Consider the following 20,794-nt stretch of genomic DNA (forward strand, 5'->3'; position numbering starts at 1 on the left):
GATTCGGGGTCGCCGGACGTATTGATACGTGACCGCACTGCTGTGACAGTTGAGAGCAGCTTAGGCCAAGGCATATACGCGTGTCCGGCGATTGAGAACGTAGGCTGCCCCCATGCCAAAAAAGCGCTCGGGCGGTGGCCTGTCGGCAACGCAGCAGGCCGCCAAGTTCCTCGGTGTCAGTGTGCTCGCCGGAGCCGTGATGGCGGGCATCGCACTGCCCGCGGCCGGCGCGCTCGGCCTCGCGGCCAAGGGATCGGTCCAGAGCTTCGACGAGATCCCGGCCAACCTCAAGAGCCCCCAGCTGAGCCAGCGCACGACGATCCTGGACAACCAGGGCAATCAGATCGCGAGCGTCTACTCCCGCGACCGTACGGTGGTCGACCTCAAGGACATCTCGCCGTACATGCAGAAGGCGATCGTCGCGATCGAGGACTCGCGCTTCTACCAGCACGGCGCGATCGACCTCAAGGGCGTGCTGCGCGCGCTGAACAAGAACGCGCAGGAGGGCGGGGTCGCGCAGGGCGCCTCCACGCTCACCCAGCAGCTGGTGAAGAACTACTTCATCGAGGAGGCCGGCGACGACCCGACGAAGGTCGCCGAGGCCACCCAGCAGACCATCGGCCGCAAGATCAAGGAGCTGAAGTACGCGATCCAGACCGAGGAGAAGCTCGGCAAGAAGAAGATCCTTGAGAACTACCTGAACATCACCTTCTTCGGCGAGCAGGCCTACGGCGTCGAGGCCGCCGCCCAGCGGTACTTCTCCAAGCACGCCAAGGACCTGAACCTCCAGGAGGCGGCGCTGCTCGCGGGCATCGTGCAGTCCCCGAGCCGCTACGACCCGGTCAACGACGAGGCGGAGGCCACCAAGCGGCGCAACATCGTCCTGCAGCGCATGGCCGAGGTCGGCGACATCACCCCGCAGGAGGCCGACGAGGCCAAGCAGAAGCCGCTCGGGCTGAAGCCGAGCCAGCCCAAGAACGGCTGCATCACCGCGGTCCGCGGCGCCGGCTTCTTCTGCGACTACGTCCGCGACGTCGTCCTGACCGACCCGGTCTTCGGCAAGACCAAGGAGGACCGGGCGAAGCTGTGGAACCAGGGCGGCCTGACGATCCGGACGACGCTCGACCCGCAGGCCCAGGACTCCGTGCAGGCATCCGTCAAGAACCACGTCTACGAGTCCGACCCGGTGGCCACGGCCGCGACCATCGTCGAGCCGGGCACCGGCAAGATCCTTGCGATGGGCCAGTCCCGCCCGTACGGCTTCGGCAAGAACGAGACGCAGATCAATCTCTCGGTCAACTCGGACATGGGCGGCGGTGCGGGCTACCAGCCCGGTTCGACGTTCAAGCCGATCGTCGCGGCGGCCGCGATCGAGGGCGGCAAGCCCCCGACGCAGCAGTACTCGTCGCCGTACCAGATGGCGTACCCGAGCCCCGTGCAGGCGTGTGACGGCAAGGTCTGGAAGACCGATCCGAACAACCCGGACAAGCTGACCAACGAGAACCCCTCGGAGCACGGCCCGTACGGGATGAAGGAAGCGACCGCCAAGTCGGTCAACACCTACTACGTGCAGCTGATCAGCGACATCGGCATCTGCCCGGTCACTCAGATGGCGCAGAAGATGGGCGTGCGGCGCGCGGACGGCCGCAAGATCGACCAGGCCCCGTCCATCGCGCTCGGCACCCAGGAGGTCTCGCCGCTGACGATGGCGAACGCGTACGCCACGTTCGCCTCGCGCGGCATGTACTGCACGCCGGTCGCCATAGAGTCGATCACCCAGAAGATCGGCAGCGACGAGAAGTCCCTGCAGGTGCCGAAGTCGACCTGCTCACGCGCGATGTCCGAGAAGACCGCGGACACGGTCAGCACGATCCTCAAGGGCGTGGTCGAGGACGGCACGGGCCAGGAAGCCGGCCTCGGCGACCGCCCGAGCGCGGGCAAGACGGGTACGACGGACGAGCGCTACGCCGCCTGGTTCGTCGGCTACACCCCGAACATGGCGGGCGCGGTCTGGGTCGGCGACCCGCAGCACAAGCGCAAGATGATCAACATCACCATCGGCGGCGTCCCGCACGACAAGGTCTTCGGTGGTGAGGTCCCCGGCCCGATCTGGCGCGACATGATGACCGGCGCACTGCAGGGCAAGCCCGCCCAGGACTTCCATCTGATCGACATCCCCGACGACACCAACAAGGGGAAGGGTCAGGGAAAAGGCCAAGGGGGGACGGACGGCGGCAAGAACGGGGACACCACGGCGGGAATCGGCGGGCTGATCGGCGGACTGACGGCCGGCGGCACGGCTGACGGCGGCACCACGGGCACCACGACCGGCGGCCCCGTCCCGGCGCCGACCTTCTCCCTCCCGGGCAACTTCATCCAGGGGCAGGGCAACGGCGGCACCAACGGGAATGGGAACGGGAACGGCGGTTTCCCGCGCTAGCGCCGGGCGTACGTACGGCAGCGGGGCCGCACCTCGGGAATCGGGGTGCGGCCCCGCGGTCGTCGTACTCCGGTCGTGCTGCGGCCGTACTGCGACGGGACTGCGGCCGTGCTGCGACGGGACTGCGGCCGTGCTGCGACGGGACTGCGGCCGTGCTGCGGCCTTACGCCGGTCGGCCCGGTCAGCCCTGCCGGACGAGTCCGCCGGATCAGCCCCTCGGCTCAGCCCTGCCGGACCGGCCCCTCGGCTCAGCCCTGGAGGAGCTGCTTCACCGCGGCGGCGACGCGGCCGCCCTCGGCCCGGTCGCCCACCTTCGGCTTCACGATCTTCATCACGGCACCCATGGCCTTCGGCCCCTCGGCACCGGCCGCCTTCGCCTCGGCCACGGCCTCGGCGACGATGGCATTCAGCTCGTCGTCGGACAGCTGCTTGGGCAGGTACTCGGCGAGGACCTCGCCCTCGGCCTTCTCCCGCTCGGCCGACTCGGCACGACCACCCTGCGCGAAGGCCTCGGCCGCCTCGCGCCGCTTCTTCGCCTCACGGGTGATCACCTTGAGGATCTCGTCGTCGGACAGCTCCCGCTTCTCCGTGCCCGCGACCTCCTCCTTGGTGATCGCGGCGAGCGTCAGCCGCAGCGTCGAGGAGCGGAGCTCGTCGCGCTCCTTGATCGCGGCGTTGAGGTCGTCGTGCAGCTTCGACTTGAGCGTGGTGGTCATGGGGTCGATTGTCGCAGGTTGCCCGAGGCGAACGCCCGTTGATTTAGCGGCGCCTGATTCGGGGGACCGCCGGTCTTCCCGCCCTCCCGGGGTCTGACACGATGGACGTATGCGCGCGCGATACGGAGTACCCCTGGGAATCATGGCGGCAGGCACCGCCGGTCTGGCGTACGCGGCGGGCTTCGAGGCCCGCTCCTTCCGCCTGCGACGGGTGACGGTCCCGGTCCTCCCGCCGGGCATGCGCCCGCTGCGCGTGCTCCAGGTCTCCGACATCCACATGGTGAGCGGCCAGCGCAAGAAGCAGCGCTGGTTGCAGTCGCTGGCGGGCCTGCGCCCGGACTTCGTGATCAACACGGGCGACAACCTGTCCGACCCGGAGGCCGTCCCCGAGGCCCTGGACGCGCTCGGCCCGCTGATGGAGTTCCCGGGCGCGTACGTCTTCGGCTCCAACGACTACTACGGCCCCAAGCCCCGCAACCCCGCGCGCTACTTGCTGGAGAAGGTGAGCGGCCGCCACGGCCTGAACGGCAACCCGCCGGTGGTCGGCGCCATCCACAACCCGTGGGAGGACCTGCGGGACGGCTTCGACACGGCGGGCTGGCTGAACCTGACGAACACGCGGGGCGTGCTGAAGGTCGAGGGCGTGTCGATCGAGCTGACGGGCCTCGACGACCCCCACATCAAGCGCGACCGCTACGCCCGGGTGGCGGGCGGCCCCTCGGAGACGTACGACTTCTCGATGGGCGTGGTGCACGCGCCGTACCTGCGGGTGCTGGACGCGTACACGGCGGACGGCTACCCCCTGATCCTGGCCGGCCACACCCACGGCGGCCAGCTGTGCATCCCCTTCTACGGCGCCCTCGTCACCAACTGCGACCTGGACACGGACCGCGTGAAGGGCCTGTCGACGCACACGGCGGAGGCCCGCACCTCCTACCTCCACGTCTCGGCAGGCTGCGGCACGAACCGCTACACCCCGGTCCGCTTCGCGTGCCCGCCGGAGGCGACGTTGCTGACGTTGGTGGGGCGGGGAGAACCGGGATAACCCACCTGGAGCAGCCCACGTGGCCGCACCGCTCCCCCGCTCCTAGCGTGAGGGCATGACCGCACCGATACCCAGGGACATCCCGGACCTGCCCGCGGTCCCGGGTCCGCCCCTGCTGCTGCCCTCCCCGGTCCCGGCCACGGCGGTGGTCGCCCCGGTCCGCCGCCCCATGGTCGCGCTCTTCCGCCTGCTGACCGCCCTGGCGGCGGCCGGCGGCGTCGCACTGGAGCTCCTGCTGGGCACGCCGGCCCGCACGCTGAGCTACTTCAGCGTCCAGACGAACATCCTGCTGGCCGTGGTCATGCTCCTGTCGGCACGCAGGGCCTGGCGGGCCCGCCGCCCACTGCCGTCGGGCGTGATGGGCGCCACACTTCTCTACGCCGTGATCACCGCGCTGGTCTACCACCTGCTGCTGGCCCACACGACGCCCCCGTTCTCCATGACCGGCGCGACGACGCTCCCGGCCCGCTGGCACGGCTCCTGGGTGACCCTCCAGCTCCTCCACACGGTGACCCCGCTGGCGGCCGTCCTGGACTGGCTGCTGCTGACCCCCGCTGCCCGCCTGCACCTCCGCCAGGCCGCGGCCTGGCTCCTGTACCCGCTGGCCTACCTGGCCTTTTACCTGACGCGGGCCGCGCTCCTCACCCCCTCGTCCCCCGGCCGCTACCTCTATCCCTTCCTGGACGCGGCCACCCACGGCTACCGCAGCACCCTGGCCAACGCCCTCCTCCTGGGCCTCGCGATCTACGCCCTGGCCGTCTTCCTGGTAGCCCTGGACCACACCCGCCCGACCCCGGTCCGCCGCCGCGTCTAAACCGGATTTCGTCTACAGCCACCGGTGGGCTAAAGTAAACGTCGTCGCCGCGAGAAGCAGAACAGCAGCGACACCGGGGTGTAGCGCAGCTTGGCAGCGCGCTTCGTTCGGGACGAAGAGGTCGTGGGTTCAAATCCCGCCACCCCGACGCCGTAGTACCAGGTTAGGCACCTACTAATCACTAGTAGGTGCCTAACCTGTTTGGTCTGCGTGTCTATCTGCGTGACTATCGATTTCTGAGCGTCTACGAGCGTCGCGGGTCGGCGCCGAAGATCCCGTCCATGACCACCGCGCCGGTCTGGATCACGGGTCGGATCTGCTTCCGATACACCTCCTCGGTCACGGCCGTCCCGGAGTGTCCGACAAGCCGGGAGATCTCTTCGAGCGGGACACCACGGTCGGACAGCAGAGACACGAAGCTGTGCCGCAGTTCCCTCGGAGTCCACTCGTCGGCGTTGATCCCGTCGATGCCCTTGAGCGCCTGGCGGAAGGCGCGGCGGACGTTGGCAGCGTCGAGCGGCTTACCCACGGCCGAGGAGAAGACGAGGCCGTGCTCCTCCCAGTCGTCCCCAGCGGCGAGCCGATCCCACCCCTGATCTTCGAACTGCTGCCAGAGGGCCTCGGCGCAGCGCGCCGGCAGAGCGAGCGTGCGCCGGGACTTCTTGGTCTTGGTGTCCCCACTCCGCCGTACCGAGCGCCAGACGGCGATGTGCGGAGGCTGCGGCGGGTCGAGGTCCGGGCGGCCTTTCAGGAAGACGTGGTCCCAGGTGAGGGCCCGCAGTTCTTCCGTGCGGGCACCGGTCAGAAGCGCGACGACGATGTACGCGTACATCGAGGTTCCCTCGGCGCCCTTGAGCACGGCCTCAGCCTGGGCGAAGGTGAGCGCCTTGGACGGGCGCCCGGCCTGCCCCTGGGGCACTGAGCACAGCTCGACGACATTCCGCTTCACCTTGTCCCGCGCCATGGCCCGCTTTACCGCGCGGTTGAGGCAGGAGTGGATTCCCTGGAGCGTCCGCGTGCTGAGCGTCTTCGCTTTGGTGGCCAGCCAGCGATCTACATCCTCCGCGCTCAGGTCGCGAAGCTTTCGCGCGCCGAGCGATGGAATCACGTGCTTCTGGCTCAGGAGCGTCACGGTCTCAACGGTGCTGGGGTCGAGGCCCGCCAAGCCGTATGCCAGCCAGTCCGTCACGGCGTCCTTCACCGTGTAGTTGGTGGGCGCGATCGCAAGACCGTCTTCATGGTCCCGCAGCACCTCCTTGAGCTTGTTCTTCGCGTCCGTCTTGGTCTTGCCACTCCCCCGCTTCACGATCCGCTTGCCACTCGGATCGAACCCGAGGTTGGCCGTGGCGATCCATCGCTGTCTCTTCTCGTCCCAGTGCAAACCGCCGTCACCGCGACTCCGACGCTTGGTCATCAGGCCGCACGCTCCATCTCACTCGCGATGAAGTCGCCCAGGGCGGAGGCCGGGATGCGCCGACACCGCCCGATGGCGACCGAGGGCAGACGCCGGGTGCGGATCAGGTCGTAGACCGTCGACCGGCCGACCTTGAGGCGAGCCATGACATCGGCCACGGTCAGCAGCTCGTCGTCACGCATGCGTCGGTTCTCCTTCCGTTCCGGGTGCGGGTTCGAGTGAGGCGGCGAGCCAGGCTTCAGCGGTGCTGAGGCCAGTACCGGAGAACACCCAGTGGGCGAGCACGAGCGTGGTTTCGCCGTCCTGCCGGAAGGCCGGACCGGCTTGTGCTCGGCGCCATTCGGCACGGGCTTCGCGGAGGGCGCCGAGAGTGGTGGAGTAGCGGCGGGACTTGGTGGAGAAGTGGCCGCGGAAGCCGAGCATGTGCGCCCAGGCGCGAAGCCGGAGATCCTCCAGCTCGACGCGGGCGCCGAGGGTCCAGGCGGTGCGGATCATGCGCCGGGCGTGTTCGGAGATTCGGGCCTGTGCCAGCTCGGCGAGGAAGCGGATCGGGCGGTCCAGGGTGCCGGTCGTCGTCTCGGCTCCCTTGGTGGCGTACTTGGCGATGTAGGCCGCTACGGCCCGCTCGGTCAGTTCCTGGCCGTCGTTGAAGTCGGCGGAGAGGATCGGGCGGACGTCGAGCTGACGGCCGAAGACGAAGGGGTGCGACCGGCCGTCGATCTCCGGGCCGTCGAGGCGGGCGGCAGCGGCAGCCGCATGGATGGCATCCGTCAGCAGCTCGGTGGTGGCCCAGGCCGGCGGATTGCTGTCGCCTCCCTCCGGGCCGTCGAGGCGGATGACCGCGTGGAAGTGGACGGCACCGCGCTTTTGGTACTCGGCGACCTTGGCGAACGAGATGCGCGCGTGGTCGCGGAAGTCGCGCTGGGTGAGTCCGGCGCGCTTGGCGACTTCACGGCGGAGGTAGATCGAGAAGCGCTGCCACAAGGCTCCGGCGTGCGCGTTCCAGAGCACGGCGGCTTCGTAGTCGTAGGTGTCTGGGTCGAGGGGTGAGCCCAGGGCAGGGTCCGTTTCGTCGTGCCGGGTGCCGCAGCGGCAGTCCCGGCCGCCGGAGGGGCGGTTGTGGACCGGGCCGAAGCTCGGGGCGGTGAAGGTGGCGAATACGCGCGGGTGCGTGCCGACCTGTTCCGGGGTGCCTTTACCGCCCCGGAGTCCGGCGGTGATCAGGTGGAAGGTGTCGCGGCGGTAGGTCTCGGCGCAGGCCGCACAGCGGGTGGCACGGCGGTTGTTGCAACGGACGAGGAGCTGACCAGCGGGCAGCGAGCCGGAGTCGAGGTGGTGCAGGACTCGGCCGATCTCGCCGGTGGTCGTGTCGACCGCGTATTCGGTGCGGTGGCCGTCGAGGCGTACGGGGTTGGTGCAGCCGCCCAGACCGGAGAGCTGGTGGGCCAGCTCGGGCATGGTGCCCAGCGAGGCCAGCATGGAGAGTTCCGCCAGCGGGGGCGGAGTCTGCCGGGTGATGATGGGGGTTCCTTTCGGCTGTTTCGGCGGTTGGGAGGTGCGGCCCCGGGGCGACGGGATGCTTGGCGGCGTTGTTGTCGCCCCGGAGGCCGGTCAGCGCTTGTGGGCGTTGCTGACGAGGGAGCGCAGGACCACGGCGGCGATGGCCACGGACACGGCCGAGATGGCGACCGCCATCAGGAGCGCGGTCAGGACGATGCCGACGACGACCACGGCGGCGACGGCACCGGCGCCGATGCCCACGTACGGGGCGAGGGGACGGCCGGCTGAAGGGGCAGGGGCCTGCACCTGGTGAGGCGTGACGGTCGTGGTCGGCAGGGTCGGGACGTCGGGCAGCTTGGGGCGGAACACGGTGGACCTCCTTGTCACTTGTGCGTGCCATCGACGACGCCGACCCCGGAACGGGTGCCGGAGTCGATGGCGGGGGCGAGGAAGGTGTGGGAGAGGTAGAAGCCGAACAGGGCGATCACGACGGCGACCCAGAGGCGGATGCCGAGGAACTTGATCGCGGCCCAGGCGATGACGCCCAGGATGAAGACGAGCGGGAGCGAGACGGTCACGGGCAGCACCTCTCAGCGGACGGCGCAGCGGTGGGTACGGGCGGCCAGCTCGGCGGCGGCGCGGCTGTCGTAGTCCGTGGAGAAGCCGCAGCGCGGGGCGGTGCAGGCGGCGGTGTGCTTCTCGTGGCCCCGGTTGTCGTAGTACGTGGCGACCTGGACGGGGCCGATGCGGACGACGTTGCGGAAGCGGCGGTTGGCGGTCATCGGCGGGTCTCCTCGTCGGTTTCGTTGGTTTCGCCGGTGAAGTCGGTGACGTGCTCGGCGAGCCAGCGCAAGATCTCGTCGCCCTCGTAGCTGTCGGCGGCGAGGATCACCGGTTCGGCGATGAGCACGGCTTCGGTGAGGCGGTTCTGTCGGGTCAGCTCGGCGGCGCGCTTCAGCGCGCGGAGCGTGGACGGACGCACTGGGGAAGTTCTCCCGGGGTCAGGTGAGTTGGGCGGCGATGGCTTCGGCGAGCGGCAGTGGAACGCCGAGCCGGGCGCGAAGGGTCGAGGTGTCGATACCGGTTCCGGTCCGCGCACGGTGTTCGTCGGCGACCTTGCGGGCCAGGGCGACGAGCGCGGGCGGGACAGGGGCGGTCGAGGCCGGTGCGGGTTCTGGTTCCGCATCGGGCAGTTCCGGGGCCGATGGAGCAGCCGGGGCGGTGTTCCCTTCTTCCTGAGCCGGTGTCTCTTCCGGCTTCGGGGATGCGTGGACCAGCAGGGTTCCGCCGAGGAAGGCGACGGCAGGCCATCCGGCGACGAGGATGCGCAGCCAGGCCGGTACGGCGCCCAGGTCGAGCAGTCCGGCCGTGGCGACGTTGGCGCCGAGCGAGGCGGTCAGCGCGACGAGGAACCAGCACCAGGCCGCCGTCTTCGATCCGCCGGAGCGGAGCCGCCGCCAGGCGGCGACCAGGAGCAGGTCCACGCTGATCGGGTAGGCCCAGGCCTTCCAGCCGTTCTGTCCGGCAGCGGCGGCGAGGTCGTGCAGGTGGGCGAAGGACAGGGCACCGGCGATGACGGCCTGGACCAGGACCGCGTCCACGCGCGGGGCGGATCGGGTCATCAGGACGCCTTGCCGGGGTACTCCGGGCCGCCGTCGGGGTCGTAGCCGGGCGGAAGGACTCCGGGCGGCGGCTCCGGCAGGGATGCAGCCAGGGACGGGCCCACGGCCGTGATGAAGTCCTCGTCAGCGCCATAGGTGCTGGCGTACAGAGCGAGTTGGCCGAGGAGCAGGACGGTCCGAGCGAAGTCCTCGCAGCGGGGGCACACGGCGAGCGCTCTCCCTTCTTCAGGCATGGCGGGGGTAGGGACTTGGCGCGGGACGGCCGCGCCGGCCATTGGGTTGGGTGGGTTATCCGGTGACCGGGCGAGGGGCGGTCACCGGCCCGGCGTCCTCCACGGGCACGGGCGGGACGTACGGCCGGAAAGGCGTCAGCGCCGGTAGGTCGGGGGCGAGGTGCGCGAACTCTCGGCAGGTGGCCGCAGCGTCGGCGAGGGACAGGTAGGGGGTGCGGATGCGGGACCAGCCGCCGGAGGTGTCTCCAGCGACGGCCAGGCCCGGCCGCTCGGCGGCGATGGCGCAGGCGGCGAAGGCCGCGTCAGGAGCGATGTCGCCGAGTGCCATCTTGGCGGAGGCCTCGTCGTTGACGCGGTGGCAGACACGTCCGGTGAGCTGAGCGCGGAGCATGGTCGCTCCCTTGCCCAGCTCGGCGCCGAAGCGCTGTCCGCAGACCTCCAGGTAGATGCCGGCGGCGCGGCCGAGTTGGGCGAGGCGGATGAGCTGGGTGACCATCTCGTCCCGCCGCTCTTCCTCCTTCCTTGTGGCGACGAGGAAGAGTTCGGCCACCTCATCGATGAACAGGACGATGGGAGCGGGGCGTTCGCTCTCGGGCAGTCCCCAGATGTCCGAGGTGATCAGCTCATCCGGGGTGCCGGGCGCGATGCCTTGCCGGGCCTTGATCAGGTCGTAGCGGTCCTCCATCTCCTTCACGAGTACGGGAAGCAGCTCGGCCGCCTGATCCGGGTCGGTCGCCAGCGCGGAGAGCCGGGCGGCGAACGGCGCCAGCTCGACCCCACGCTTGCAGTCGATGCCGACCAAGACCACGGGCTGAGCCGCCAGTCCGGTGACCAGGTTCCGCAGGTACATGGACTTGCCGGACAGCGTGGCGCCGAGAACGAGTTCATGCGGTACGGCGCGGTAGTCGCGGACACACGCAGTCGCGTCCTCCCGCACGGCCACCGGCACCCGGAGGAACCCGCCGTCGATCCGGCGAGGCATCCGCACACTCCGCAGGACGTCAAAGCCGACGAGCCGGAGTTCCACGACGCCGGGCTTGACGTCCCGCACGTACACGGCATGGACGCCCCAGGCGTGCCGGAGCCGTTCCGCCGAGGCCGCCACGTCCGCCGGTTCCTGCCCCGGAGCCAGCCGCAGCCGGATCCGGAGACCGGTCGAGGTGGGCCGGATCAGCCCCCGGCGGGGCGGAACGGGCCGCACCTCACGGCGAGTCGTCGCCCTGACGGCCAGCGCCCGCCACCGGGACGGTTCGACGGTCAGGCCGCAGGCGTCCATGGTCGAGGAGTACGAGGCCATCAGCCGGACCACCGAGACCGGCAGCCCAACCGTGGACCAGTACACCGCCGGGTGAGCCTGCCGGGCGTAGGCCGCGCCGCCTATCGCAGCGAGCGACCCGCCCAGCTCGGCCACCGTCATCAGGTCGGTCACGTCGATCAACCCGCCTGAGCCATCGGAAAGGCACCCGGCGCAACGGCGGTGGCCCGATAGGCGATGCCGTGCCGCTGCTGGCCGTTGAACACGCTCTCCCACGGCCGGGCCACCAGGCCCACCAGCGAGACCGGAGCACCGAGCGTCAGTCCCTCAGTGACGCCGCTCTCCGGGACCGTGACCTTGATGAGCGACGATTCGCCGTCCTCGATATAGACGACGCCGATCGTCATCAGCGGCTCACCGCTGACAGCGTCGGTGGCTCGCTCCCCGGTCTGCCGGTCCCGGACCTTGGGTTCCGGAGCCTCGGTCAGCAGGATCGTCGCGGCCGAGGTCTCCACACGGATTACACGCACAGAATTGCTCTCCCTTGCGCTGCACCGTACGCACGCACGGTGCACTTAGTGACGAATGACTACGCAACGGGAGGTTGACCGCATACCGACTGGGCGCGATACGCTCCAAGAGCGTTGATGCCAACGACGCACCCGGCCTGAGTGGGCTGCCTCCCGCTCAGGCCACATCTGTTTCTGTGGCCCTTCCGCTCACGCACCGGTGCAGGCCTGCCTTCCTGCTCCGGCCGTTCGCATGCCCGCACAACCCACTTCGCTGGATGCGAATGGGTGTGCTGACACCAACCACAGTAACCCGTACTCCAAGTACTGTCTAGTACTTCAGGTACCAGTCCGTACTTCGTGTACGCCCAACTCAGCCGCCAGGGAGCGCAGTTCCTGAGAGGGCGGCTGGCTCATGGTCAGCAGGTCCGCCGCAAGTTGCTTGACCATCGGCAGGGCCCGCACCATCTCGGGCGACAACTCACGTGCCCTCATCAATGCTGATACGGCCTCAGCGACCTGCCGGCGCTGGGCATAGGCCCTGGCGACATCGATCTGAAAGCGCGTCTGGCGTTCGGCGGAGAGTTCCGACGCGTCGAGGGCCTGCGCAGCTCTCAGAGCGACTCCGGCATCCCCCAGGTCGACCGCGACGGAGACCTCGTGCAAACCGACGTTGGTGGGCCCGAACTCAGTGTTGTAGTCGTTGCGCCCATCGCCGACTTGTTCGGCCATCGCGCGAGCGTCGCGGAGATACCCGTACGCCTCATCGGCGAGGTTCAACCGAGCGGCAGCCACAGCCCGTTGCAACGTCAGCGCACCCCGAAGCGCCACCGCCTCGATCTGTCCCGACTCCGACAGAGGCCGCAGCGCATCGGCTGCACTCCCCGACGCCTGGGCCGCCTGCTCGAAGTGGCGCGCGCCGAGGAAGACGATCGAAAGCCGGAACTCACCAGCCGCCATCAGCAGCGGATCACTCGCCCGCTCGGCAGCAACCACGGCACGGTCGACAGCGATCCAAGCTGCCTCTGGCTCTCCCAAGTTCGCGAGCGCGCCACTGCACGTGTGATACATGACGGCGAGCAGACGAAACAGCTCGACGCGGTCCGACTCCGGAACCGAGCGGGCGGCCGACTCCAGCCGGGGAACCAACCCTTCGAGCAGTTCGGCCAAGTCGGCGTAGTTGCCCTGATGTGTCAGCGACCAGGCGCGGTCGACTTCGGCGCGAAGCGCCGGCACATCGGGGGAAGCGTCCTGTCGGCCGAGGATCGCCTTCAGCGAGTGCGCGGCGCTCAGCACCAGCCGCAGCCGACTCGCCCCAGGCGGCTCGCCTTCGGCCACCGACGCCACGATGGGGGCCTCGGCCGCCAGCTCGGCGACCGGCACCTCAAGGACGTCGGCGACTTTCTCCAACACGGTCATCCGGTCGATACGGCGCACGCCCCGCTCCACCTGGGACACCCATGCTTCGGAGCGCCCCAAGAGCCCGGCGAACTCCTTCTGGGACAGTCCCCGGCGCTTGCGGTTGAAGGCGATCTTGCGGCCGAGTGCCTTCTGATACTCAGTGCTCAACGTCCACGCCCTTGCCGGACATGAAGTCCAAGCGGTCGACCTCTGTGGCCGAGAGGTAGCGGTCCCGCTCGGAGAGGAATGCCTGCACGTAGTCCTTCGATTCGTGCTCCTCGAAGGCCGCCTTGTCCCGGTAGAGCTCGTAGAACACGCGCTCCAGCGGACGGCCGTCAACGCGGTGAACGGTGTAGATCACCGTTCCGGGCTCGTTCGCACGGATCTGCTCACCGGTCCGCGCCACCAGGTCGTCGAAGCCAGCCGCCGCCGCCTCGTCCTTGCAGGTAAAGCGCACCATCAGTCCGAACATGCGAGGTCCTCTCTCCATCGGCATCCAGATCAGCACCAGACCACACGGCGAACGCTATGCGCGGCCCGCCCGCACGAAAAGTACGAACCCGCACTCCAAGTACGCGCACATTCGGTACGGTGCTAGTACTAATTGTACGGCTCTGCATGGTCCGTGTCAGCCGGTCGACACAGCTGGCACCGAAAACAGCAGGTCACCGCCATGGAGGACGCCATGCCCACCCACCGACGCACCTTCCCTGGAGATCCCCAAGAACTCCGCGCCGCGCGCAACTGGATCCGCACCACACTGGACGGCCACCCTCACTGCGAAGACGCCGCGCTGATCGTGACCGAACTCGGCACCAACGCCCTCATGCACACCGCCAGCGGCGACGCCGCAGGTACCTTCCGCGTCGCAGTCACCGTCTCCGAGCTGACCATCACCATCGCGGTGACCGACTCCGGACACGCCAAGACGACGCCCGGGGTCCAGCATCCACCCCTCACCGCCACCCACGGCCGAGGGCTTGGCATGGTCGCCGCCCTCGCCGACAGCGTCATGGTCCAAGGCGACGAATCCGGCCGCACGGTCACCGCGGAACTCTTCGCACAGCCGGGCTCAGAAGGACAGTCATGCTGACGTCGGCCCTTGCTGAGGACCTACATGCGGGCGGCCAGTACGCCTCTTATCAGTGCTGGGCCGCCGCCTACCCCTTGCACGAGGTCCGTTCCATCACTCTGGGGTCGCACACCGCCACAAGCCCCCGCGTGGCATTGCGCTGGCTTCAGGAGCGTACGAGGCACATCACGGACCAGCTCGACGCCGCCTACGCACAGCCAGGCCGCCACTGGCTCACCGACGAGCCTGAACACGAACGAGCCCTCGCGTACCTGGCCACAGGAACGGCCTACCAACTCACCCTGTACGACGAGAACACGCGCTACGTGCTCGTCGCCTACCCCAGAGGAGCGGCATCGTGACGGGACTCGCGCGCGGCTACTGGTGCGAGTGCTGGACCGAGGACCTTAGCGGCGACCAGCCGCCAGCACTCAGGGCAGCCTTCGACGCCTACTCCGCACCCCAGGCAGACAGATGGGTCGCGGTCACCCTCCGCACGATCTCACCGGCCCTGGACTCCGACGCCTCAGACGTTGCGTGGGCTTGGCTGTACGAGGGCCGGATCGCAACCCGCCGAGCCCTCCTGCGCTTCGAGTCCTGCACGGTCACGATCACTCAAGCCAGCACTCGCATCACGTGGACGATCCGGCCGGTTCTCTTCGTGCCGCTCGCCCACCGCCAAGGGGCCGAACTACCGGCCTGCGCACACGACTTCAAACCCCACGCGACCGACTGAGTTACAACTTTCTCTACGGGTTCAAGGCGGCTCGCTCCGCTCACCGCGCGCGGCCCGGCCCCCGGCCGGGCCTGCGCTCCTGTCTCCGCCCCGCTCCAGCCCGGCCGGCGCCCGTGCCGCGCGCACAGCAGTCAGCCGCCTGATGCAAGAGAAGGGGTACGTCGTGGCTGGGGCGGTCGGCTCCACGGCTTTAGGCAGCCACTTTGGCGCGAGCCTCGAAGATCATGGCCCCTACGTCGTGCTTTACCGGGCAGGTCCACAGACTGCCCGACGCGCCGGAAGCTTACGGGGCCATGATCACTCGCGCCAAAGCAGCTCCAGCCCAAAGCCGCTCCGCCGACCTATTTGCATCGATCTTGAGCTGGTATCCTTCGAGTGAAATTTCTCCTAGTCTCGATCATCGCGAAGTACTGGCTCTAGAATGTCGCCGACCTCAAGGTCCGGCATGACATTCTCTATTTCGCGAATCTCGTCATCGCCAAAATAGCCAGAGACTTTCCGCAGGCCGGGGAAAACCCTGGTAATTGCCCGGGATTCTTCGGCTGTAAGGGCATCACCTCTCGCGAAATCCAGAGCCAGATGCCTTATCCTGGGGAGTTGAATCGCAGAATGCAGAAGCAACTGAAGCAGTGCACCATCCAGACGGATACTTTCCAGGCTGGGGTGAGCAGAAATCTCGCCCCAATCAACAGGCAGAGCATCCTCTACCACAGGGGTGCCGCGTGATCCTGGGTCACGAAGGCGCAGTACGAGGGTTTTGAGCGTTCCGCAATCACGCAGACCACGCAGGCCAGTCGATTCAACTGCCCCCTCACACAGCGCAAGCCACTCCAATCTGCCATTTTTAGGCAAGGAGGAGAGCGCCAATCCCGCGACCGGTTGAAAGATGCTGAGTTCAGTCAGACTCGTCAGGAAATCTAGACCACGCAGGTCATACAGTCCCTTCATTTTATTGATACTCAATTCGGCAAGATTATCACTTTGTTGCAGCGGAGAAAGGTCGTGAAAACGCGGGCAATTATACAAGTATAGATTTTCAAGGCGCCCCAACGGAAAGCCGGAAAGATCCTCAATTTCTGCATTTTCATGAAGACCGAGAGTCGTCGGACCGTCCCCAGGAAATAGATCTCTAAGCGTGTCCACTGGAGCATTCCCGTTAAAGATCACCTGCTTACGGCCACCGAGTTCCTTTAAAAATCTGAGCTCTTTAGTGGAGTACGCCCAGAAAAGCTGATCCTCCGGCAAATATGCGATAATGTCGCGACCATACTGATCGAAATCGAAATTTCGCCACTCTCTAACCAACGTGTCTTGGACGCTGGTATCAGTGCTACCGCGGAATTTCGCAAGGATGGGCAGCGCTGCGTCTGAGCCCACGAGGGTAGCTGTCAGCACTACTGCATAAGCCTGCTCCTCGGTAAGAGACTCGGGCCCCGGCAGCAAATCCAGAACCATAGGCCCCGCCGAGGCAAGCGCTTCGGCCGCGTCATGATCCTCTGGAGGAATAAGTCTTGCCGCACGTTCCTCTACTGCGCTACGGACGCTCGCATCCAGCTCAGTGGCGTGCTCCAGGCAGGCCATGGCCAGCAGGTGAAGACGCGTGCGATGGGTCTTAGTGCGGTCACCACGCTTGATGAGCTTATTCAGTATCCGCGCCCTCTCCGCAGGATATGCGTGCGCCACCGCCATACGGATTACATCTTCCCACTGATCGTGATGTGCATTTCGCACCATAAGATCAAAATCGCGCTCTTCTACCGCCGCTTTTGCTCCCAAATAATCCTGAAAAGTTCTATGAACAAAATCAACAACGCCTTGAACAGGTTCACGCAACAGGCCGCTCCTAAGGAGCAGATAATTGTATATCTGTGACGGCGTCCCCAGCTCGGCGACCGAAGGAATAGCGGGGAGTGCGGCGCTGATCAGATCGAGTGCATCCGCACGATCCATTTCTACTTGGCCGTTTTTAATTAGCCAGTAAGCCAACTTCTGAAGTAGCTGAATTTGGGATTCCTCGTCCAGGCGAACGTCTAGGTCTCGCTCGCGATCGCGTCGAGCGATCAGCATGGAAAGTGCTGCGTCATAGAGTTGCTTGCGGCCAGCGGGGAGATAGCCTCGACGATCGCGGTGCAAGGCGCAGATAAGCCCGCACATGAGTGGGTTGGTAGCGAGCCTTCCAAGATCCTGCTTAGTTCTGATGGCGGTTATGAGAGCAGATTCGTATACGGCAAGGCGCTTAATTTCCTCGTCGTCCCGACATGTTGAAATTGCGGCAGTATGCCAGCGGTGCACAAAGGCCGCGACTTCGCTACGGCCCATTGCGTGAAGGCTGAGCTCTATAAACCCCTCGCTGGACAGCCAAGAATCTGTTACCGCCGACGGGCGTGATGTCACCAGCCACATATTGCCGGGAAAGGCTAGCATAAGTTCGCGAAGCCATTCGCGAACGCGTTCTCGATCTCGCTCAGAGATCTCATCAATACCGTCCACGAGGAGTAGTCCCCTCTTCGTGGCAAGGATATTCTCAACCCAGCCTTCAGGCTGAATCCCAACAAGAGGGCTACGGACTGCAGCTAGAAATTCTGCAGGGAGAGGTAGCTCTCCATATCGAATGAGGGTTCTCAATGGGAGGACGATGGGAATACGACCTTGAAGGTGGCCAAGATGCTCTCCGAGTTCTTGCTTAGCCGCCGAAACTGCCAACCACTGTACGAGTGTGGTCTTCCCGGAGCCGGCAACGCCGCGAAGAAGTACTCGCTCATGGCCCGCTAGGGCTCGATCAGCAGGCTGAGCTTGCCCCTGCAATTTCGTTGCCAAGCCGTCGGGTGGGCGGCTTCCGATGGGATCCTCGGAACCGCTCGCTTCTAGGCTCAGATAGGCGGCGTCTAGCGGCCACTCAGCATGCGAACGGTCGGTGAGGTCAATGCCAAAGATGGTGAGGGTCCCGTACTTAGAGATAACATATTGACGGTACCGGTCTTCGAATTCTGCCGTATTTGATGGGTTCGCTCCGGCTAGTTGGGTAAAAAAGTGTGCCACATCGGCACGCTCTAGCACATTCCTAAATTGTGCATCCGTCGATAGCACAGCCGTAGGGGTAACCTCCAGGCGCCCGTGCTGCCAACCCGATGGATCGTGAGCTACTACGCCAACGATTGCCCCCTCTGAAAAAACAACCGCGCCAGAGAATCCGGCCCAAGGGGAGTTGCAATCACCTTGACTGGCGGGGGGATTATGGGAGCTATCTAAAACGTGACGCCCGCTGAGTAGCTTTGCCCCCGTCTTTAGCGTTCCCAAAAATTGTTCCGTGTCTAGCAGTCCACCGCTATTACGCTGAACACTGGGAAATCCGACCGCTTGACAGTTTGGTATAGGTTCCAATGACTCCTGACAAAGGCCAAAACGGACCGGAGACGTGGAGGTGAAATCTGAGAAATTTCCGACCTTAGGGGTGATTAGCGCCACGTCACATCGGTCATCATGGCGTTGCCAGACGACCGCGCATCGGACCTGTTCTGGCCGACCTAGAATCGCAACGCGAACATCATTGAGGTCCGTCAAAACATGAGCTGCGGTTAACACTAGGCCCGGCGCTATTACGTAACCGCTGCCTTGTCGACCGCCGGAAAGAACTGCTGCCACACGGTTTTTGCTGGGTCCTCTCTCATGCATGAGGTTCTCCAGTTGCGCCAAAATTACTTGTCGAACCTTCGTCATCATTTGCGATATCCCAGCCAGCGCCAGTTGTCGCGTTTTTGGGCTTAAGGTTGAAAGCTACACGCTGCACAGACGTAGTTGCCTGTCCACCCTCTGCGGAGACATCGACAACCCATGCCTTAACCCCGCCCTTGGCGCGCTGATCACGTCGAAGTTCGACGCTAAACTCCATTTGGATATCGCCAAGCTCGAAGCGCAGAGGCGAACCAGTGTTCCGGTACGTTGCGGCAAGGATGTCGTCGCGAATCGCCCCGATGGCCTCTGCCAGATCAATCCTGCTCAAGGAAGCATCCACTCGCGTACGGTACGGCTCCCGGGGTGGCTGTGCCATGGCTTCCTGCCAATTGGGGTCCTCAACCAGAGCCGAGGCGCGGCAGAAGCTCAGTCAGTCGCTTCCAGCCAGGTGCGCTCATCACATAGACGAGCGCTGTGCCGGGCTGTCCTGAGGCCGTGGAAGGGCGCTCGATGGTGTCCAACGTCGACAACTGCCAACAGCCCTGCAGGTCAGGGCGCTGATCGTTCAGGCGGCCGCAGGCCATGGCCGTCGGTGATCAGTTGTGGCTGAACTGGCAGGCTGGCGGCACGGCTCCGATATGCGCCAGTGACGGCAATGAGATGGACACCAGCCCCTAGGCGGCATCGGCAAGGCCGCGTCAGCGCCACCCACCAAGGCGTGCCCGCATCTTCTGAGCGCCTGGCCGGCTTGCGCGGCTGAGTGTCTCTAACTGCGTTCGGTCGGGGCCTACCCGCCCCAGGTGGCTGAGACGAAGGAGCCGTGCCAGTCGCGTGCCAGATCGTGCGGGGAACCACGGGGAGCAGCGGGCACTGGCCACAGGGGCGACCAGGACTCCAACGCCACTCAATTGCAGGTCAGCACAGCAACTGCTTCCCAGAAGACCCAAGCTTCCCAAGCTGAGGCTTCGGGCGGCGATCAGCTCTGTGCCGTCCCTACGGTCCGGCCGGCGCGACTTCTGCCGTCACAGCACTGCACCCGCGGCTGGGGTGCAGCGGGGCATACGCGCGCCTGAGCGGTCGGCACGGCCGCCGTCGTAGCTGACTGTCGCGGCTGAGGTTCATGCGTCGCTGGGGCGTACGCAGCCGTCCGCCAAGCTTTGGTCGAGGTGTGGGTCAAATCGTCGTGACGGAGGATCGTTACGTCCCTTGACCGGAAGTGAACCGTCGGGAAATCTGACGCTATGTCTTCTACATGGGTGGCTATTGACTTCGAGACCGCGAACGAGCACAGGGGAAGCCCCTGTGCCGTCGGCATCACAAAGGTCATCGACGGTCACATAGCCGACACCTGGGGCACGCTGATCCAGCCGCCCGCCGGTCTGCGCGTCTTCAACCCGTTCAACATCGCGATTCACGGCATCACCGCTGCCGATGTAGTGAGCGCCCCAGGTTGGAAGGCAGCCCTCGCCGACATCGTGGCGTTCACCGACGGACTCCCCCTGGTGGCCCACAACGCAGGCTTTGACATGAGCGTCATTCGGGCCGCCTGCGACGCTGACGGCATGGCATGGCCTGAACTGCGATACACATGCTCGCAGGTCGTGGCCCGCCGCACCTGGAAACTACTCTCCTACAGCCTCCCTTACTGCGCGGACGCCGCCGGGGTTGCCTTCGCTGACCATCACAACGCAGGCGCGGACGCCACCGCAGCCGCCGAGGTCATGCTCGCGGCGCTACGATCCGCCGAGACCACATCGCTCGACAGCCTGCTCGACGGCCACAGGATCCGCTGGGGCTGGATGACACCGGCGGGCGAGTGGCTGGGCAGCCACTACAGAGGCCACAACGCACGCCCGCGCAAGCCCCTGCCCGATGCCAACCCGAACGCCGATCCAGACGGTGCGCTGTATGGGGCAACGGTGTGCTTGACCGGGAAACTCAGCTCCATGACCAGGGACGAGGCATTCCGCACGCTCGCCGAGGTCGGTGCGCAGCCGGCGGAGAATGTCACCAAGAGCACCGACATCCTCGTCTCCGCCTCCCAGTCCAGGCTCAGGCCCGGCGACACCCTGAGCGGCAAGGCCAAGAAAGCACAGGCACTTCTGCAATCCGGGCAGGACATCGAGGTCATCGACGAGGACGAGTTTCTTCGACGTCTGCACTGCTGACACACCCCCCGCCGGGCATGAGAGACCCCTCTCATCCAGTCTGGTTCACAGTCGTTCAGCGGAGAGCAGAGGTGCGGGATGAGTGCCTAACTGCGTGACAACGCCGACGTACGTCGGCGGACGAGCGCGGACGTCGGCGGACCATCGTCGCAGGTGGACGGCACACCAGGCCAAGGCCAGGCGCCCGCCCAAGTTGC

The 20,794-nt window shown here is 66.2% G+C and carries 23 protein-coding genes, 1 tRNA gene and 1 pseudogene; 8 read left to right on the forward strand and 17 right to left on the reverse strand.

The window, feature by feature from the left end; translation table 11 throughout:
- The first annotated feature begins 112 nt into the window (after nt 1-112).
- The gene (locus LE548_RS14905) at nt 113-2,440 is read left to right on the forward strand and encodes a transglycosylase domain-containing protein (RefSeq protein WP_225097305.1); all 2,328 of its coding nucleotides are present in this window, start codon (nt 113-115) and stop codon (nt 2,438-2,440) included.
- A gap of 248 nt (nt 2,441-2,688) precedes the next feature.
- Here the strand turns inward: LE548_RS14905 and LE548_RS14910 are convergent, their stop codons facing one another.
- A complete protein-coding gene (locus tag LE548_RS14910; protein ID WP_225097306.1) occupies nt 2,689-3,156 on the reverse strand; it encodes a GatB/YqeY domain-containing protein in 468 nt (155 codons plus the stop codon).
- 109 nt (nt 3,157-3,265) lie between these two features.
- Between LE548_RS14910 and LE548_RS14915 the strand changes: the two genes are divergently transcribed.
- The 3 genes from LE548_RS14915 (at nt 3,266) to LE548_RS14925 (ending at nt 5,163) form a co-directional block, all read left to right on the forward strand.
- On the forward strand, nt 3,266-4,201 hold the full coding sequence (locus LE548_RS14915) for a metallophosphoesterase (protein WP_225097307.1): 936 nt from the start codon (nt 3,266-3,268) through the stop codon (nt 4,199-4,201).
- A 55-nt stretch (nt 4,202-4,256) separates the two neighbouring features.
- Nucleotides 4,257-5,015: a Pr6Pr family membrane protein gene (locus LE548_RS14920; protein WP_225097308.1), complete on the forward strand. Its 759-nt coding sequence runs from the start codon at nt 4,257-4,259 to the stop codon at nt 5,013-5,015.
- Between the two features lie 74 nt (nt 5,016-5,089).
- Nucleotides 5,090-5,163, forward strand: a tRNA-Pro gene (locus LE548_RS14925).
- Between the two features lie 96 nt (nt 5,164-5,259).
- Here LE548_RS14925 and xerC read toward each other — a convergent pair.
- From xerC to LE548_RS14990, 13 genes are all read right to left on the reverse strand, one after another.
- Nucleotides 5,260-6,429, reverse strand: a complete 1,170-nt coding sequence (xerC, locus tag LE548_RS14930; protein ID WP_225097309.1) for a tyrosine recombinase XerC — start codon at nt 6,427-6,429, stop codon at nt 5,260-5,262.
- A complete protein-coding gene (locus tag LE548_RS14935) occupies nt 6,429-6,611 on the reverse strand; it encodes a helix-turn-helix domain-containing protein (protein WP_225097310.1) in 183 nt (60 codons plus the stop codon). The genes xerC and LE548_RS14935 overlap by 1 nt, the downstream gene beginning before the upstream one ends.
- Entirely contained in the window at nt 6,604-7,908 is a 1,305-nt protein-coding gene (locus tag LE548_RS14940; RefSeq protein WP_225097311.1) for a replication initiator, read from the reverse strand. The genes LE548_RS14935 and LE548_RS14940 overlap by 8 nt, the downstream gene beginning before the upstream one ends.
- 132 nt (nt 7,909-8,040) lie before the next feature.
- Nucleotides 8,041-8,298, reverse strand: coding sequence for a SpdD protein (locus LE548_RS14945; RefSeq protein WP_225097312.1), 258 nt, complete (start codon nt 8,296-8,298; stop codon nt 8,041-8,043).
- Between the two features lie 14 nt (nt 8,299-8,312).
- A complete protein-coding gene (locus LE548_RS14950) occupies nt 8,313-8,507 on the reverse strand; it encodes a hypothetical protein (protein ID WP_225097313.1) in 195 nt (64 codons plus the stop codon).
- A gap of 12 nt (nt 8,508-8,519) precedes the next feature.
- Nucleotides 8,520-8,711, reverse strand: a complete 192-nt coding sequence (locus tag LE548_RS14955) for a mobile element transfer protein (RefSeq protein WP_225097314.1) — start codon at nt 8,709-8,711, stop codon at nt 8,520-8,522.
- Nucleotides 8,708-8,911, reverse strand: a complete 204-nt coding sequence (locus LE548_RS14960) for a hypothetical protein (protein ID WP_225097315.1) — start codon at nt 8,909-8,911, stop codon at nt 8,708-8,710. The genes LE548_RS14955 and LE548_RS14960 overlap by 4 nt, the downstream gene beginning before the upstream one ends.
- A 19-nt stretch (nt 8,912-8,930) precedes the next feature.
- A complete protein-coding gene (locus LE548_RS14965; protein ID WP_225097316.1) occupies nt 8,931-9,551 on the reverse strand; it encodes a DUF2637 domain-containing protein in 621 nt (206 codons plus the stop codon).
- A complete protein-coding gene (locus LE548_RS14970) occupies nt 9,551-9,784 on the reverse strand; it encodes a hypothetical protein (protein WP_225097317.1) in 234 nt (77 codons plus the stop codon). The genes LE548_RS14965 and LE548_RS14970 overlap by 1 nt, the downstream gene beginning before the upstream one ends.
- Nucleotides 9,785-9,839: 55 nt before the next feature.
- A complete protein-coding gene (locus tag LE548_RS14975) occupies nt 9,840-11,213 on the reverse strand; it encodes an FtsK/SpoIIIE domain-containing protein (protein WP_225097318.1) in 1,374 nt (457 codons plus the stop codon).
- Nucleotides 11,214-11,218: 5 nt separating this feature from the next.
- Nucleotides 11,219-11,569 (reverse strand): hypothetical protein, encoded by a 351-nt coding sequence (locus LE548_RS14980; RefSeq protein WP_225097319.1) that lies wholly within the window; start codon nt 11,567-11,569, stop codon nt 11,219-11,221.
- Between the two features lie 318 nt (nt 11,570-11,887).
- Nucleotides 11,888-13,117 carry a helix-turn-helix domain-containing protein gene (locus LE548_RS14985; RefSeq protein WP_225097320.1) on the reverse strand — a complete coding sequence of 410 codons (1,230 nt, stop codon included), beginning with the start codon at nt 13,115-13,117 and terminating at the stop codon, nt 11,888-11,890.
- Nucleotides 13,107-13,421, reverse strand: a complete 315-nt coding sequence (locus tag LE548_RS14990; RefSeq protein WP_225097321.1) for a putative quinol monooxygenase — start codon at nt 13,419-13,421, stop codon at nt 13,107-13,109. Before LE548_RS14990 ends, LE548_RS14985 begins: the two co-directional genes overlap by 11 nt.
- A 213-nt stretch (nt 13,422-13,634) precedes the next feature.
- Here LE548_RS14990 and LE548_RS14995 point away from each other — a divergent pair, with 213 nt between their 5' ends.
- The 3 genes from LE548_RS14995 (at nt 13,635) to LE548_RS15005 (ending at nt 14,757) form a co-directional block, all read left to right on the forward strand.
- A complete protein-coding gene (locus tag LE548_RS14995) occupies nt 13,635-14,042 on the forward strand; it encodes an ATP-binding protein (RefSeq protein ID WP_225097322.1) in 408 nt (135 codons plus the stop codon).
- A 128-nt stretch (nt 14,043-14,170) separates the two neighbouring features.
- Nucleotides 14,171-14,383: a hypothetical protein gene (locus tag LE548_RS46015; RefSeq protein WP_308030182.1), complete on the forward strand. Its 213-nt coding sequence runs from the start codon at nt 14,171-14,173 to the stop codon at nt 14,381-14,383.
- Entirely contained in the window at nt 14,380-14,757 is a 378-nt protein-coding gene (locus LE548_RS15005; protein WP_225097324.1) for a hypothetical protein, read from the forward strand. The genes LE548_RS46015 and LE548_RS15005 overlap by 4 nt, the downstream gene beginning before the upstream one ends.
- 387 nt (nt 14,758-15,144) lie before the next feature.
- On the opposite strand, the gene LE548_RS15010 is transcribed toward LE548_RS15005, so the two are convergent.
- From LE548_RS15010 to LE548_RS15020, 3 genes and pseudogenes are all read right to left on the reverse strand, one after another.
- Nucleotides 15,145-17,844: an NACHT domain-containing NTPase gene (locus tag LE548_RS15010; RefSeq protein ID WP_225097474.1), complete on the reverse strand. Its 2,700-nt coding sequence runs from the start codon at nt 17,842-17,844 to the stop codon at nt 15,145-15,147.
- A 69-nt stretch (nt 17,845-17,913) separates the two neighbouring features.
- Nucleotides 17,914-18,477, reverse strand: a pseudogene (locus LE548_RS46485) (trypsin-like peptidase domain-containing protein); the annotation flags it as partial.
- A complete protein-coding gene (locus LE548_RS15020) occupies nt 18,422-18,769 on the reverse strand; it encodes a trypco2 family protein (RefSeq protein WP_225097325.1) in 348 nt (115 codons plus the stop codon). The pseudogene LE548_RS46485 and the gene LE548_RS15020, both read right to left, overlap by 56 nt.
- Nucleotides 18,770-19,685: 916 nt before the next feature.
- Here LE548_RS15020 and LE548_RS15025 point away from each other — a divergent pair.
- Nucleotides 19,686-20,597, forward strand: coding sequence for an exonuclease domain-containing protein (locus tag LE548_RS15025; RefSeq protein WP_225097326.1), 912 nt, complete (start codon nt 19,686-19,688; stop codon nt 20,595-20,597).
- The last annotated feature ends 197 nt before the right edge of the window (nt 20,598-20,794 follow it).

Origin of the sequence: Streptomyces sp. CoH27 (assembly GCF_020181035.1) — a bacterium.
GTDB classification, from domain to species: Bacteria; Actinomycetota; Actinomycetes; order Streptomycetales; family Streptomycetaceae; genus Streptomyces; species Streptomyces camelliae.